Origin of the sequence: Mycolicibacter sp. MU0083 (assembly GCF_963378075.1) — a bacterium.
Taxonomy (GTDB): domain Bacteria; phylum Actinomycetota; class Actinomycetes; order Mycobacteriales; family Mycobacteriaceae; genus Mycobacterium; species Mycobacterium kokjensenii.
Genome location: NZ_OY726394.1, coordinates 1,101,491 through 1,115,841 on the forward strand (window position 1 = coordinate 1,101,491; position 14,351 = coordinate 1,115,841).

Here is a 14,351-nt window from a genome sequence, read left to right on the forward strand (position 1 = left end):
CTCGGGGTAGCTACTGCACCGGGCAGGCGTAGGTGCGGGCCACATCCATCAGTCGCTGGCCGGCGCCCGGGCCGATGACTCCCTGTGCGGTGAGTTCCCACCCGATCAGACCCGCGGCCCCGCCTTCGCAGGCCTGGTGGGCGACCCGCCAGGCGGTGTCCGGATTCAGGTTGAACCCGTTGCGTTCCAGGCCCTGCATATAGGTGTCGAACTCCGGGGTGCCCTGGTCGGGGATCGCTCCGGCTGTGGCGGCCAGGGCCGTCGCGGCGGCCATCGCGGCGATCAGAGCTGTCACTGCGCGTTTCATGGCTGACACGTTTCCACATTCCACCGACATAGACCACGGGACGGATTCGGTCGCCCGGGGCACACTCACCAGCGGTGCCGTTCCCGGTCGATGTCGGCTTGTCGACGCCGCCAGGTGTCCTCGGTGGACCTCGAGCCCCCGGCGGTGTCACAGGTCGAACGCTCACCGCGCAGGATGTGCAGACGGGAGTCGGCGTCGACGTTGCCGTTGGCGTGCTGAACGACGTGCTGCCGACCGCGGTGCATGCACGGTACGGCGTCGGCCTGCGGGGGCGGCGCAACCAGCAGGCCCGCGGCGGCGACCAACAGGACGGCGACAGCTCTGATCATCTAGCGGTGCTCCTTCGCTCTCGGATGGCAATGCCCGCGATTGTGGCCCGGGGCACCGACAAGGGCGTCGACGTCGACTAGGTGCGGCCGCGGATTCGGGGCGTGGTTACGCTCTCCCTGGTTGTGTGACGCGGACGTTCAGCCGTCCGCTCTTCAGCGAGAGGTGACGCAGTGACTCCGAATCTCTGCCTCGCGCAAGAGCCTGAGGCGGATGCCCTGCTGGCAACCGACCCGTTCGCCCTGTTGACCGGCATGCTGCTCGATCAGCAGATCTCGATGGAGCTCGCGTTCGCCGGCCCGAAGAAGATCGCCGATCGGATGGGCGCGCTGGACCCGCACGAGATCGCCGAATGCGACCCGGAACGGTTTGCGGCCCTGGTCGCCGAAAAGCCTGCGGTCCACCGTTTTCCCGGTTCGATGGCGGGCCGGATACAGGCGCTGGCCCGTGCCGTCTGCGACCAGTACGGCGGCGACACGGCCGCACTGTGGACGGTCGGTGATCCCGACGGGGCCGAGGTCTACAAGCGGCTCAAGGCATTGCCCGGTTTCGGCGAGCAGAAGGCCCGGATCTTCGTGGCGCTGCTCGGCAAGCAGTACGGCGTGACCCCGTCGGGGTGGCGCGAGGCCGCCGGAGCATACGGTGAGCCGGGGAGTCGCCTGTCGATCGCCGACGTCGTCGATGCGGCGTCACTGCAGCAGGTGCGCTCCACCAAGAAGGCCCAGAAATTGGCTGCGAAGCAGGCCCGGGAAAACAAGGGAAAGGCGTGACATGAAAACTCATCTGAACTGCCCGTGTGGTGAGGCCATCGTCGGCAAAGACGAGGACGACCTGGTGGACCTGGCCAAAAAACACCTGGCGGACGCCCATCCCGGCATGGACTACGGCCGCGACGAGATCCTGTTCATGGCGTACTGACGCCAGACGCCCCGCGGGTGCGAAATCCCGCGGGGCGTGGCGTCGGTAACCGGTCTGCGGCGCCGTCGGCGTCGTGTCAGGGCACCACCGTCGAACCGATGGTGGGCAAGAAGTTGCACTGGTGGTCCTTGGTGGTGACCTGACCGAAGATCGTCGACATGATGCTGCCCGACCCGGTGTCGACGATCGCGGTCAGTGTCGTCGGGCCCTCCGGGTTGATGTCGGTGCGCGGCTGCAACGTGGCGCTGCCGGACTTGCCGGTGGTCAGATTCACCCAGGTGACGTTCAGCGGCAGCTTCTGGGTCTCGGCCGGCCCCGGGGTGCCCACCGCGGTGAACACATAGGCGGTCTGGCCGGGCTTCGGCCCGGGGGTGGGGATCGGTGCCGGGCCGGCCACCGACAGCGCGGTGGCGATCACGTTGCCGCCGTCGGCCAGGCAGTTCTGTCCGATGGACGGGTACATGAAGTCCTGCGTGGGCGGCGCGTCCGGGCCGAAGCCCGCGTCGGCGCCGGGCGCGCCGCCGCCGGGTCCGGCGGTGTCGGCCGCGGCCAGCGCGGCGGCGTCGGGTGCCGCCGCGATTGCCTCGGGGGCTGCCGGGATCGCCTCGGGCAGTGCGTCGGGAAGGGCCTCGGCGGGTGCCGGGATCGCCTCGGGAGCACTCGGCGCGGTCTGTGCGATCGGACCCACCGACTTGGCCGGGTTGACGCCGCTGGGCAGGTGAGCCACCAGACCGGGCTCCGAGCCCGCGGTCGGGACGTGCTGGCCGGGAAAGACGTCCGGGGGAGCCTGGACGAACTGCGCCACCGAATCGGCCACCTGCCGCGCGTCGGCGGGAGCGGCGGTGTTTCCGGTGAAGGCCGCCGCCGCGGCCATCAGCAACGACGTCGCGCCGGCCGGGTCGGCGGCCGCCTGCTGGATGACCGGGCTCAGCTGTTCGAGTGCCGGCAGGCCGGGCAACCCGGCGGTGGGCAACGGCAGCACCGGCAGGGCCGGGTCGGCGCAGGCCACCCCGGTGACGCCGCCGAAGGCCAAGGCGGCCGACGAGACGACTGCGAGACCCGCCTTGCTGGTGGCGCGCCGCAGCGAGAACTGCGGTGTGCTGAACGGCGTCCGGAGGCGCGACATGATTTCCCCAATCGTCGGCGGTGGCTGCTATGCAAACCGAAGCTAGTCTGTTGCTGGTGAGGCTCAAGTGACACGTGTGTCATTTATGGAACCGTTACGGACCCGCACCGCGACGGTGACCTGTCGGCTGTTCGCTAAAGTCGTGCCGGTAGACACCACCCGTACGTCCCCGGCCGCCCGTTCGTGGGCTCACCGCCTGACTGCGTGGGCTCCGCTGCTGCTGTTGATCGCCGTCGCGGCGCGGCTCGCCTGGACCTACCTCACCCCGCGCGGCGCCAACTTCGTCGACCTGCACGTCTATATCAGCGGGGCGGCCGCGTTGACCGCGCCCGGCGGACTGTACGACTACGTCTACGCCGAACAGACGCCGGACTTCCCGCTGCCGTTCACCTATCCGCCGTTCGCCGCGGTGGTGTTCTACCCGCTGCACTTCCTGCCGTTCGGGCTGGTCGCCCTCGGATGGCAGCTCGGGACGGTGGTCGCGCTCTATGGCGTGGTGCGGCTGTGTCAGCGACTCATCGGTATGGCGGCCACCGAAGGGCGCCGTATCGCGATGCTGTGGACCGCGATCGGGATCTGGACCGAGCCGTTGCGCAGCACCTTCGACTACGGCCAGATCAACGTGATCCTGGTGCTGGGGGTGCTCTATGCGGTGTACAGCCGACGCTGGTGGATATCGGGACTACTGGTCGGACTGGCCGCCGGAATGAAGCTGACCCCGGCCATCGCCGGTGTCTATCTGGCCGGCGCCCGACGGTGGGCCGCGGCACTGTTCTCGTTCGTGGTCTTCGTCGGCACCATCGCGGTGTCGGTCTGGGTCACCGGCGATCAGGCCCGCCGGTACTTCACCGAACTGCTCGGCGACGCGCACCGGGTGGGCCCGATCGGAACGTCGTTCAACCAGTCCTGGCGCGGCGGGATATCGCGCATCCTCGGCTACGACGCGGGCTACGGCCCGCCCGTGCTGATCGCAATCGTCGTCACCGCGGTGGTGGCGGTATTCGCCTGGCGGGCGCTGAACAGTGTCCACGGCAAGCCGGATCCGCTGGGGTCGCTGCTGATCGTCGAGTTGTTCGGGCTACTCGCGTCACCGATCTCCTGGACCCACCACTGGGCGTGGGTGGTGCCGCTGATGATCTGGCTGCTGCACGGCCCGTGCTCGGATCTTCCCGGCGCGCGGCTACTGGGGTGGGGCTGGCTGGCGGTGACCCTCATCGGCGTGCCGTGGCTGCTCAGCTTCGCCCAACCGAGCATCTGGCAGGACGGTCGGCCCTGGTATCTGGCCTGGGCGGGACTGGTCTACATCGTCGGGGCGCTGGTCACGCTCGGCTGGATGGCGACGGTACGGGTCAGGGCGCCACGATCCGGTCGATCTGGCCCGCCATCGCCACATCCTTCTCGGTGATGCCGCCGGCCGAATGCGTGACCAATACGAACGTCACCGTGCGCCAGCGAATGTCGATATCGGGGTGGTGATCGGCCGCCTCGGCGCACTCGGCCACCCGCCGCACCGCGTCGATGCCGGCCGGAAACGAGTCGAACGTGACGGAGCGCCGCAGCACGCCGTCGGTGTGCTCCCAGCCGTCGAGGCCGGTCAACGCCGCATGCACCTGATCGTCGGTCAACAAAGCCATACCCGACCGTAGGACGGTATAGCCTCACACGCCATGTCCCCCCAGATCGTCGTCGCCGGAGCCGTCATCACCGAATCGTCGTCCGGGCGGCGGGTGCTGATCGCGCAGCGGCAACGCCCACCGGAGTTGGCCGGCCGCTGGGAGCTGCCCGGCGGCAAGGTCGTCCCGGGCGAGAGCGAACCCGACGCCCTGGCCCGGGAACTGGCCGAAGAACTGGGCCTGGACGTCGACGCGATCGAGGTGGGCGAGCGGCTCGGGGACGAGGTGGTGCTCGATTCCGGAATGACGTTGCGCGCCTACGTGGTCCGGCTGCAGCACGGTGAGCCGCAAGCGCACGACCATCAGGCGCTGCGCTGGGTGACCGCTGTGCAGTTGGACGGCGTTGACTGGGTACCGGCCGATCGAGCTTGGCTATCGGACCTCGCTCGGGCACTGTAGAAGGAACAGCTCTGTAAATCTTGCCGACGTATTCGGCTCCACAGTGAGGTATCCCGCTACGCTGGTGTTTCGGGTCTGAAATGGTGCGTTGCGGCGGCTCGGGAACGGGTGTGAACCGCTGCGGCGCGGCGACCGGCGAAGGAGACCCCGGATGACGCGTGCAGCACGACCGCGCAACCCCGCAATCGGCGGTGCGCTCGAGGAACTGCTGCAACGCAGCGGCCGCTTCTTCACACCGGGCGAGGTCTCGGCGGACCTGCGCACCGTCACCCACCGGGGCGGCCGCGAAGCCGACATCTTCTACCGCGACCGCTGGAGTCACGACAAGGTCGTCCGCTCCACCCACGGGGTGAACTGCACCGGGTCGTGCTCGTGGAAGATCTTCGTCAAAGACGGCATCATCACCTGGGAGAACCAGGCCACCGACTATCCCTCGGTGGGCCCGGATCGGCCGGAATACGAGCCCCGCGGCTGCCCGCGCGGCGCCTCGTTCTCCTGGTACTCCTACTCGCCGACCAGGGTGCGCTACCCCTACGCGCGCGGCGTGCTGGTGGAGATGTTCCGCGAGGCCAAGTCGCGGCTGGGCGATCCGGTCCTGGCCTGGGCCGACATCCAGGCCGACCCGGAGCGCCGGCGGCGCTACCAGCGAGCGCGCGGCATGGGCGGGCTGGTCCGGGTGACCTGGGCCGAGGCGACCGAGATGATCGCGGCCGCGCACGTGCACACCATCAAGACCCACGGCCCGGACCGGGTCGCCGGCTTCTCGCCGATTCCGGCCATGTCGATGGTGTCCTTCGCGGCCGGTTCCCGGTTCGTCCAGTTGCTCGGCGGGGTGATGACGTCGTTCTACGACTGGTACGCCGACCTGCCGGTCGCCTCGCCGCAGGTGTTCGGCGACCAGACCGACGTCCCGGAATCCGGCGACTGGTGGGACGCGGCCTATCTGATGATGTGGGGCTCGAACGTTCCGATCACCCGCACCCCCGACGCGCACTGGATGACCGAGGTGCGTTACCGCGGCACCAAGGTGGTCAGCGTCAGCCCCGACTACGCCGACAACACCAAGTTCGCCGACGAGTGGATGCCCTGTGCGGCCGGCACCGACGCCGCGCTGGCGATGGCGATGGGGCACGTCATCCTCACCGAGTGCTACGTCAAGCGGCAGGTGCCGTTCTTCACCGACTACGTGCGCCGCTACACCGACCTGCCGTTCCTGATCAAACTGGAGGAACGCGACGGCCACCTGGTGCCGGGCAAGAACCTCACCGCCGCCGACCTGGGCGCAGACCTCGCCACCACCGAGAACGCCGCGTTCAAACCGGCCTTGCTCGACGAGGCCACCGACACCGTCGTCGTACCGCACGGCTCGCTGGGCTTCCGGTGGGGCGACGAGGGGATCGGCAAATGGAACCTGGACCTCGGCGACCTGCAGCCGGCGCTGACCGTGCTGGACCCCGGCGCGCACAACGGCCACCGGCGCGCCGCGGTCGTCTCGCTGCCCGCGTTCGACGCCGTGACCGGACAGGGCACCGTGGTGCAGCGCGGAGTGCCGGTCCGCCAGGTCGGTGAGCACCTGGTCTGCACCGTCTTCGACCTGATGCTGGCGAACTATTCGGTCGGTCGGCCGGGCCTGCCCGGACCGTGGCCCACCGGCTACGACGACGGCGCGCAGGTCAACACCCCGGCCTGGCAGGAACCGATCACCGGTGTCTCGGCGGCGCAGGCGATCCGGATCGCACGCGAATTCGCCCGCAACGCCGAGGAATCCGGCGGCCGGTCGATGATCATCATGGGCAGCGGAATCTGCCAGTGGTTCCACGGCGACGCCACCTACCGGGCGGTGCTGGCGCTGTTGATGCTCACCGGGTCCATGGGGCGCAACGGCGGCGGCTGGGCGCACTACGTCGGCCAGGAGAAGGTCCGCCCGCTGACCGGTTGGTCCACGATGGCCGCCGGCAGTGACTGGTCACGACCACCCCGGCAGGTGCCCGGCACCTCGTATTGGTACGCCCACACCGACCAGTGGCGCTACGACGCCTACGGCGCCGACAAGCTGACCACCCCGCTCGGGCGGGGCCGGTTCGACGGCCGGCACACCATGGACATCCTGGCGTCGGCCACCGCCATGGGATGGAGCCCGTTCTATCCGCAGTTCGACCGCTCCAGTCTGGACGTGGCCGACGAAGCCGACGCCGCCGGGCGGGAAGCCGGGGAGTACGTCGCCGAGCGCCTCGCCGCCGGCGATCTGAAGCTGTCGGTGACCGATCCGGACAACCCGGTGAACTGGCCGCGGGTGTTGACGGTGTGGCGGGCGAACCTGATCGGCGCGTCCGGCAAGGGCGGGGAGTACTTCCTCAAGCATCTGCTGGGTACCGATGCCGGCGTGCTCGGCGAGCCTCCGCCCGGCGGCGTGAAGCCGTCGGATGTTCGCTGGGACAGCGACATTCCCGAAGGCAAACTCGACCTGCTGATGTCGATCGACTTCCGGATGACCTCCACCACGCTGATGTCCGACGTCGTGTTGCCGGCCGCCACCTGGTACGAGAAGGCGGACCTGTCGTCGACCGACATGCACCCCTACGTGCACTCGTTCAGCGCGGCGATCGACCCGCCGTGGGAGACCCGCAGCGACTACGACGCGTTCGGCGCGATCGCCCGGACGTTCAGTGCACTCGCGGTCGACCACCTCGGCGTCCGCAACGACGTGGTGCTGACGGCCATGCAGCACGACACCCCCGACGCGATGGCCTACCCCGACGGCACCGAACACGATTGGCTGCGTACCGGCGAGACGCCGATTCCCGGCAAGACCATGCCCAAAGTGACGGTGGTGCAACGCGATTACACCGCAATCGGTGACAAATGGCAGTCACTTGGTCCGCTGGTGGACACCCTGGGGATGACGATCAAGGGCTATACGGTGTTCCCGCACGACGAGGTCGAGGACCTGGCCGGCAGGTTCGGGGTGATGAGATCCGGTGCCGGGGAGGGACGCCCGGCGCTGACCACCGCCATCCGGATGGCCGATGCGGTGCTGGCGCTGTCCGGCACCACCAACGGCCGGATCGCGACGGCGGGTTTCCGGGAGTTGGAGAAACGCACCGGTCGGCGACTGGCGCACCTGTCGGAGGGCAGCGAGGAGAAGCGGATCACCTACGCCGACACCCAGGCGCGCCCGGTGCCGGTGGTCACCAGCCCGGAGTGGTCGGGCAGTGAGACCGGTGGACGGCGCTACGCACCCTTCACGATCAACATCGAGTGCCTCAAACCGTTTCACACCCTGACCGGCCGGATGCACTTCTACACCGCGCACGACTGGATCGAGGAACTCGGCGAGCACCTGCCGGTCTACCGCCCCCCACTGGACATGGCGCGACTGTTCGACGCCCCCGAACTCGGCGAGAGTCCCGGCGGGATCGGGATCACCGTGCGCTACCTGACACCGCACTCGAAGTGGTCGTTCCACTCCACCTACCAGGACAACCTGTACATGTTGTCGCTGTCCCGGGGCGGCCCGACGATGTGGATGAGTCCGGGAGACGCCGCGAAAATCGATGTCAGGGACAACGATTGGGTCGAGGCGGTCAACGCCAACGGCGTATTCGTGGGCCGCGCGATCGTGAGCCAGCGGATGCCCGACGGGGTGGTGTTCGTCTACCACGTCCAGGAGCGCACCGTCGACACCCCGCGGTCCGAGGCCAACGGCAAGCGCGGCGGCACCCACAATTCGCTGACCCGCATCCGGGTCAAGCCCAGTCACCTCGCCGGCGGCTACGGCCAGCACGCGTTCGCGTTCAACTACCTGGGGCCGACCGGCAACCAGCGTGACGAGGTGACCGTGGTGCGGCGCCGCAGTCAGGAGGTCCGTTACTGATGAAGGTAATGGCGCAGATGGCCATGGTGATGAACCTGGACAAATGCATCGGATGTCACACCTGCTCGGTGACCTGCAAGCAGGCGTGGACCAACCGCGAGGGCACCGAGTACGTCTGGTTCAACAACGTAGAAACCCGCCCCGGCGGCGGGTATCCGCGTACCTACGAAGATCAGGACCGCTGGAAGGGCGGTTGGACCCTGGACCGCAAGGGGCGGTTGCGACTGCTCGCGGGCGGACGATTGCACAAGCTGCTGAACATCTTCGCCAACCCCAACCTGCCGCAGTTGACCGACTACTACGAGCCGTGGACCTACGACTACGAGAACCTCACCGCTGCGCCGCTGGGCGATGCCATTCCCGTTGCCGCGCCGAAGAGTTCGATCACCGGTCAGCCGATGAAGATCGAGTGGGGTCCCAACTGGGACGACAACCTCGCCGGCGCGCCGGAGACTCTGGCCAACGACCCGATCCTGGCGAAGGTCGGTGAACGGGTCAAAAGCGAACTCGAAGAGACCTTCATGTTCTACCTGCCGCGGATCTGCGAACACTGCCTGAATCCGTCGTGCGTGGCGTCGTGCCCGACCGGGGCGATCTACAAGCGCGAAGAAGACGGCATCGTGCTGGTGGACCAGGATCGCTGCCGGGGTTGGCGACTGTGCGTGTCGGGCTGCCCCTACAAGAAGGTCTACTTCAACCACAAGACCGGCAAAGCCGAGAAGTGTCACTTCTGTTATCCGCGTATCGAAGTCGGACTGCCGACGATCTGCTCGGAGACCTGCGTGGGGCGGCTGCGCTATATCGGTCTGGTGCTCTACGACGTCGACCGGGTGCTCGAAGCGGCGTCGGTGGAGAAAGACACCGATCTGTACGAGGCGCAGCGCGGCGTTTTCCTGAATCCGTCCGACCCGCAGGTGATCGCCGGCGCCCGGGCCGAGGGCATCTCCGACGCCTGGATCGAGGCCGCCCAGCGTTCTCCGATCTACGCCCTGATCAACACATACAAGGTGGCGCTGCCGCTGCATCCGGAGTACCGGACCATGCCGATGGTCTGGTACGTGCCGCCGCTGTCACCGGTGGTCGACGCGGTCAGTCGTGACGGCCACGACGGCGAAGACCTGGGAAACCTGTTCGGCGCGCTCGAAGCACTGCGCATCCCGATGACCTACCTGGCCGAACTGTTCACCGCCGGAGACACCGGTGTGGTCGAGGACGTGCTGCGGCGACTGGCCGCGATGCGCTCCTACATGCGCGATATCAGCCTCGGGCGCGAGACCCAGCCGCATATCCCCGCCTCGGTCGGCATGACCGAGGAGCAGATGTACAACATGTACCGGCTGCTGGCGATCGCGAAATACGAAGAACGCTATGTGATTCCGACCGCCTACAGTCAGCAGGCACACGAACTCGAGCACATGAGTTGTTCGATCACCGGTGGGCCCGATGGTTACGAGGATGATCCGTTCGCCTCCGGAACCGAGCCGCAGTCGTCGTTCCACATGGTGGACAACGGCGGACCCGCCGGGCGGCCGCGGGGCCGGACCAACCTGCTCAACTGGGGCGGCGGCGACCGCGCGGTGCCCGAGATGTTCCCGGAGCACAAATGAAGCGCCTCCTGTCGGGGCGGCGCCGCCCCGGCGCCCGGCCCGCGGACCGTGCGGTGTGGCAGGCGGCGTCGTTGCTGTTGTCCTACCCGGATGCGCAGCTGGGCGCACGCCTGGACACCGTCGAGGCCCTGTTGGCCCACACCGGGCCGGCCGCCGCGGACCTGCTGCGGCGCGCGGTGGGTGCACTGCGCGACACCGAGCCGATGACCGCCGCCGTCGACTACGTCGAAACATTCGACATGCGCCGGCGCTCGACGATGTTGCTGACCTACTGGACCGGCGGAGACACCCGCAATCGGGGGATGCAGATGCTGGCGTTCGCCACCGCCTACCGACAGGCGGGCGTGCCGCCGCCGACGAGTGAGGCACCCGACCATCTCCCGGTGGTCCTGGAGTTCGCCGCCACCGTCGACCCCGAGGCCGGCCGCCGGCTGTTGCTGGCGCACCGGACGCCGATCGACGTCCTGCATCGCGCGTTAGACGATGCGGGGTCGCCGTACGCCCATGTCGTCGCCGCGGTGTGCGCCACGCTGCCGGCGGCGACCGACCAGGAGGTGCGTAACGTGAGTCAGCTGCTGACGTCCGGTCCGCCTGCGGAAGCCGTTGGGCTGCAACCGTTCACAGCGTCCGTCTCGCTGGGCATGCCGAAGGTGCCGGCCCGATGACGCTGATCAACGACGCCGAACTGTGGTGGGACATCGGACCGTACTTCGTGCTGGCCATCGCCGGGGTGGCCACCTGGTGGCGCTATCACTACGACAAATTCGGCTGGACCACCCGCTCGTCGCAGCTGTACGAGTCCCGACTACTGCGCATCGGCAGCCCGATGTTCCACTTCGGCAGTTTCGTGGTGATCATCGGACACATCGTCGGCCTCATCATCCCCGAGTCGTGGACCCGCGCCATCGGGATGAGTGATCGGCTCTACCACCTGCAGGCGATGATCCTTGGGATTCCCGCGGGCGTCGCCACCCTGGTCGGGGTGGGGCTGCTGATCTACCGGCGCCGTACCGAACGTTCGGTGTTCAAGGCCACCAGTGTCAGTGACAAGCTGATGTACGCGGTTCTGGGGTGTGCGCTGGTCGCCGGGATGAGTTGCACGTTGATGGGGACCACGGCCTACGGCGAGCAACACGACTACCGCGAGACGGTGTCGGTCTGGTTCCGGTCGATCTGGACACTGCAACCGCGCGGTGATCTGATGTTGCAGGCACCGCTGTATTTCCAGATACATGTCATGATCGCCTTGATGCTGTTCGCGCTCTGGCCGTTCACCCGGCTGGTCCACGCGTTCAGCGCGCCGATCGGCTATCTGTTCCGGCCCTACATCGTCTACCGCAGTCGCGACGTCGCAAGGAGGAACCAGCCGATGGGTTCACGTCCACAGAGGAGGGGCTGGTGAGGATCCGAACGGCGCTGCTGGGCGCCCTAGCCGCGGTCTGCGTAGCCGGGCCGGCCCACGCCGACCCCGTCGGCAGTGACGCTGACGCCGCCTTCCTGGGATCGTTGACGGCGGCCGGCATCACCTACAGCTATCCGGATCAGGCCATCATCACCGCGAAACTGGTCTGCAAGCTGATCGCGCAGGGTAAGCCCAGTGCGGAGGTGCTGGAGGGGCTCAAGGAACGCAACCCGGGGCTGACCACCGAACACGGCACCCAGTTCGTCGGGATCGCCGCTCAGCTGTACTGCCCGGATCAGCTGGTGCGGAACGACACGACGGGCGCCGCCTGACGAGGGGGCATAAGCTACGTGATGTGGCACTGCCTGACGACGTCTATTCCCGGCTGCTCGCGTTCCGTACGCGACTGCGGCAGTTCGAGCGTTGGAGTGCCGACCAGGCCCAAGCCGCCGGGCTGACCCCCGCGCAGCATCAGCTTCTGCTGGCGATCCGGGGCCACAGCGACTCCCGGGGACCCACCGTCGGCGAGGTCGCCGAATACCTCTTGCTGCGCCACCACAGCGCCGGCGAACTGATCCAGCGGGCCGAAGCCGCAGGCCTGGTCGTCCGGGTCCGCGACAGCGGTGACCAGCGGGTGATCCGGCTGCAGCTGACCGAGACGGCGGCGCAGTGCCTGCAAGCTCTGACCGAACTGCACCTCGAGGAACTGGAGCGGTTCAGCGCCGAAACCCCTCTGGGGTTGCGTCCCGCGCTGTGATGTATCTTTCACGTTTTCGCGATTGCCAGGTAGCGCTGGCAGAATCGCCCGGTGAACTTTCGTAACGTCGCCATCGTCGCGCACGTAGACCACGGCAAGACGACTATGGTCGACGCCATGCTCCGCCAGTCCGGCGCTCTTGCCGAGCGCGGTGAGGCGCAAGAGCGGGTGATGGACTCCGGTGATCTGGAGCGGGAAAAGGGCATCACGATTCTGGCCAAGAACACGGCCGTGCATCGCCACCACCCGGACGGGACCGTCACCGTCATCAACGTGATCGACACCCCGGGCCACGCCGACTTCGGCGGGGAGGTGGAGCGGGGCCTGTCGATGGTCGACGGGGTCGTCCTGCTGGTCGACGCCTCCGAAGGCCCCCTGCCGCAGACCCGCTTCGTGCTGCGCAAAGCGCTGGCGGCGCATCTGCCGGTGATCCTGGTGGTCAACAAGACCGACCGCCCCGACGCCCGTATCGCCGAGGTCGTCGACGCCAGCCACGACCTGTTGCTCGACGTCGCCAGCGACCTCGACGACGCGGCCCAGGCCGCCGCCGAGCATGCGCTGGGACTGCCGACGCTGTACGCGTCCGGTCGTGCCGGGGTGGCCAGCACCACCGCGCCCGCCGACGGCCAGATTCCCGACGGCGACAACCTGGACCCGCTGTTCGACGTGCTGCTCGAGCACGTGCCGCCGCCGTCGGGCGACCCGGAGGCTCCGCTGCAGGCGCTGGTCACCAACCTCGATGCCTCGGCCTTCCTGGGCCGTCTCGCACTGATCCGGGTCGCCAACGGCCGCATCCGCAAGGGCCAGCAGGTCGCCTGGATGCGCGAGGTCGACGGTGAGCCGGTGACCACCACCGCCAAGATCACCGAACTGCTGGTCACGGTGGGGGTCGAGCGCACTCCGACGGAAGAGGCCCGCGCCGGGGACATCGTCGCCGTCGCCGGGATTCCCGACATCATGATCGGCGACACCCTGGCCGACCCCGCGGCACCCCACGCGCTGCCGCGGATCACCGTCGACGAGCCGGCGATCTCGGTGACGATCGGCACCAACACCTCGCCGTTGGCCGGCAAGGTCTCCGGTCACAAGCTCACCGCCCGGATGGTCAAGACCCGGCTGGACACCGAGCTGATCGGCAACGTCTCGGTGCGGGTCGTCGACATCGGCCGGCCGGACGCCTGGGAGGTGCAGGGCCGCGGTGAGCTGGCGCTGGCCATCCTCGTCGAGCAGATGCGCCGGGAAGGTTTCGAGCTGACCGTCGGCAAGCCGCAGGTGGTGACCCGCAAGGTCGACGGCAAGGTGCACGAGCCGTTCGAGCACCTCACCGTCGACTGCCCCGAGGAGTACGTCGGCTCCATCACCCAGCTGGCCGCGGCGCGTAAGGGCCGGATGACCGAGATGGCCAACCACACCACCGGCTGGGTGCGGATGGAGTTCATCATTCCCAGCCGCGGACTGATCGGCTGGCGTACCGACTTCCTCACCGAGACCCGCGGCACCGGCATCGCCAACGCGGTGTTCGAGGGCTATCAGCCGTGGGCGGGCGAGATCCGCGCGCGGCACACCGGCTCGCTGGTCTCCGACCGGGCCGGTTCCATCACCCCGTTCGCGCTGATCCAGTTGGCCGACCGCGGGCAGTTCTTCGTCGAACCGGGCCAGGAGACCTACCAGGGCATGGTCGTCGGGATCAACCCGCGCGCCGAAGACCTCGACATCAACGTCACCAAGGAGAAGAAGCTCACCAACATGCGGTCCTCGACGGCCGACGTGATGGAGACCCTGGCCCGGCCGATCGAGCTGGACCTGGAGCAGGCGATGGAGTTCTGCGCCGCCGACGAATGCGTCGAGGTGACTCCCGAGGTGGTGCGGGTGCGCAAGGTCGAACTGGACTCGACGTTGCGGGCGCGGGCACGTTCGCGGGCCAAGAACCTCTAGATCGGTCAGCGGTCTTGCGCGCTGCC

Annotated in this window: 15 protein-coding genes; 11 read left to right on the forward strand and 4 right to left on the reverse strand. The window is 68.2% G+C overall.

Features of this window, described 5'->3' with window-relative positions; translation table 11 throughout:
* Nucleotides 1-10: 10 nt before the first annotated feature.
* Together RCP38_RS05230 and RCP38_RS05235 are read right to left on the reverse strand one after the other, a co-directional pair.
* Complete coding sequence (locus RCP38_RS05230; RefSeq protein ID WP_308475994.1) at nucleotides 11-307, reverse strand: DUF732 domain-containing protein; 297 nt, start codon at nucleotides 305-307, stop codon at nucleotides 11-13.
* Between the two features lie 65 nt (nucleotides 308-372).
* A complete protein-coding gene (locus tag RCP38_RS05235; protein ID WP_308475995.1) occupies nucleotides 373-636 on the reverse strand; it encodes a DUF7199 family protein in 264 nt (87 codons plus the stop codon).
* Nucleotides 637-807: 171 nt separating this feature from the next.
* Between RCP38_RS05235 and RCP38_RS05240 the strand changes: the two genes are divergently transcribed.
* On the forward strand, nucleotides 808-1,404 hold the full coding sequence (locus RCP38_RS05240; RefSeq protein ID WP_308475996.1) for an HhH-GPD-type base excision DNA repair protein: 597 nt from the start codon (nucleotides 808-810) through the stop codon (nucleotides 1,402-1,404).
* A 1-nt stretch (nucleotide 1,405) separates the two neighbouring features.
* Nucleotides 1,406-1,552 carry a DUF1059 domain-containing protein gene (locus RCP38_RS05245; RefSeq protein ID WP_308475997.1) on the forward strand — a complete coding sequence of 49 codons (147 nt, stop codon included), beginning with the start codon at nucleotides 1,406-1,408 and terminating at the stop codon, nucleotides 1,550-1,552.
* A 76-nt stretch (nucleotides 1,553-1,628) separates the two neighbouring features.
* Here RCP38_RS05245 and RCP38_RS05250 read toward each other — a convergent pair whose 3' ends face one another.
* Complete coding sequence (locus RCP38_RS05250) at nucleotides 1,629-2,678, reverse strand: Rv1157c family protein (protein ID WP_308475999.1); 1,050 nt, start codon at nucleotides 2,676-2,678, stop codon at nucleotides 1,629-1,631.
* A gap of 85 nt (nucleotides 2,679-2,763) precedes the next feature.
* Between RCP38_RS05250 and RCP38_RS05255 the strand changes: the two genes are divergently transcribed.
* Entirely contained in the window at nucleotides 2,764-4,083 is a 1,320-nt protein-coding gene (locus RCP38_RS05255) for a mannosyltransferase (protein ID WP_308476000.1), read from the forward strand.
* Here RCP38_RS05255 and RCP38_RS05260 read toward each other — a convergent pair.
* Nucleotides 4,028-4,312: a 4a-hydroxytetrahydrobiopterin dehydratase gene (locus RCP38_RS05260; protein ID WP_308476002.1), complete on the reverse strand. Its 285-nt coding sequence runs from the start codon at nucleotides 4,310-4,312 to the stop codon at nucleotides 4,028-4,030. The two genes, RCP38_RS05255 and RCP38_RS05260, sit on opposite strands and share 56 nt — an antisense overlap.
* A 33-nt stretch (nucleotides 4,313-4,345) precedes the next feature.
* On the opposite strand from RCP38_RS05260, the gene RCP38_RS05265 reads away from it, so the two are divergent.
* The 8 genes from RCP38_RS05265 (at nucleotide 4,346) to typA (ending at nucleotide 14,325) form a co-directional block, all read left to right on the forward strand.
* Nucleotides 4,346-4,750 carry a (deoxy)nucleoside triphosphate pyrophosphohydrolase gene (locus RCP38_RS05265; RefSeq protein ID WP_308476003.1) on the forward strand — a complete coding sequence of 135 codons (405 nt, stop codon included), beginning with the start codon at nucleotides 4,346-4,348 and terminating at the stop codon, nucleotides 4,748-4,750.
* Between the two features lie 151 nt (nucleotides 4,751-4,901).
* Nucleotides 4,902-8,624: a nitrate reductase subunit alpha gene (locus RCP38_RS05270; protein ID WP_308476004.1), complete on the forward strand. Its 3,723-nt coding sequence runs from the start codon at nucleotides 4,902-4,904 to the stop codon at nucleotides 8,622-8,624.
* Entirely contained in the window at nucleotides 8,624-10,231 is a 1,608-nt protein-coding gene (gene narH / locus RCP38_RS05275) for a nitrate reductase subunit beta (RefSeq protein ID WP_308476005.1), read from the forward strand. The genes RCP38_RS05270 and narH overlap by 1 nt, the downstream gene beginning before the upstream one ends.
* Entirely contained in the window at nucleotides 10,228-10,896 is a 669-nt protein-coding gene (gene narJ / locus RCP38_RS05280) for a nitrate reductase molybdenum cofactor assembly chaperone (protein WP_308476006.1), read from the forward strand. Before narH ends, narJ begins: the two co-directional genes overlap by 4 nt.
* Nucleotides 10,893-11,633, forward strand: coding sequence for a respiratory nitrate reductase subunit gamma (gene narI, locus RCP38_RS05285; RefSeq protein WP_308476008.1), 741 nt, complete (start codon nucleotides 10,893-10,895; stop codon nucleotides 11,631-11,633). The genes narJ and narI overlap by 4 nt, the downstream gene beginning before the upstream one ends.
* On the forward strand, nucleotides 11,630-11,965 hold the full coding sequence (locus RCP38_RS05290; RefSeq protein WP_308476010.1) for a DUF732 domain-containing protein: 336 nt from the start codon (nucleotides 11,630-11,632) through the stop codon (nucleotides 11,963-11,965). The genes narI and RCP38_RS05290 overlap by 4 nt, the downstream gene beginning before the upstream one ends.
* Nucleotides 11,966-11,988: 23 nt before the next feature.
* Nucleotides 11,989-12,390, forward strand: a complete 402-nt coding sequence (locus tag RCP38_RS05295; RefSeq protein ID WP_308476012.1) for a MarR family winged helix-turn-helix transcriptional regulator — start codon at nucleotides 11,989-11,991, stop codon at nucleotides 12,388-12,390.
* Between the two features lie 51 nt (nucleotides 12,391-12,441).
* The gene (typA, locus tag RCP38_RS05300; RefSeq protein ID WP_308476014.1) at nucleotides 12,442-14,325 is read left to right on the forward strand and encodes a translational GTPase TypA; all 1,884 of its coding nucleotides are present in this window, start codon (nucleotides 12,442-12,444) and stop codon (nucleotides 14,323-14,325) included.
* The last annotated feature ends 26 nt before the right edge of the window (nucleotides 14,326-14,351 follow it).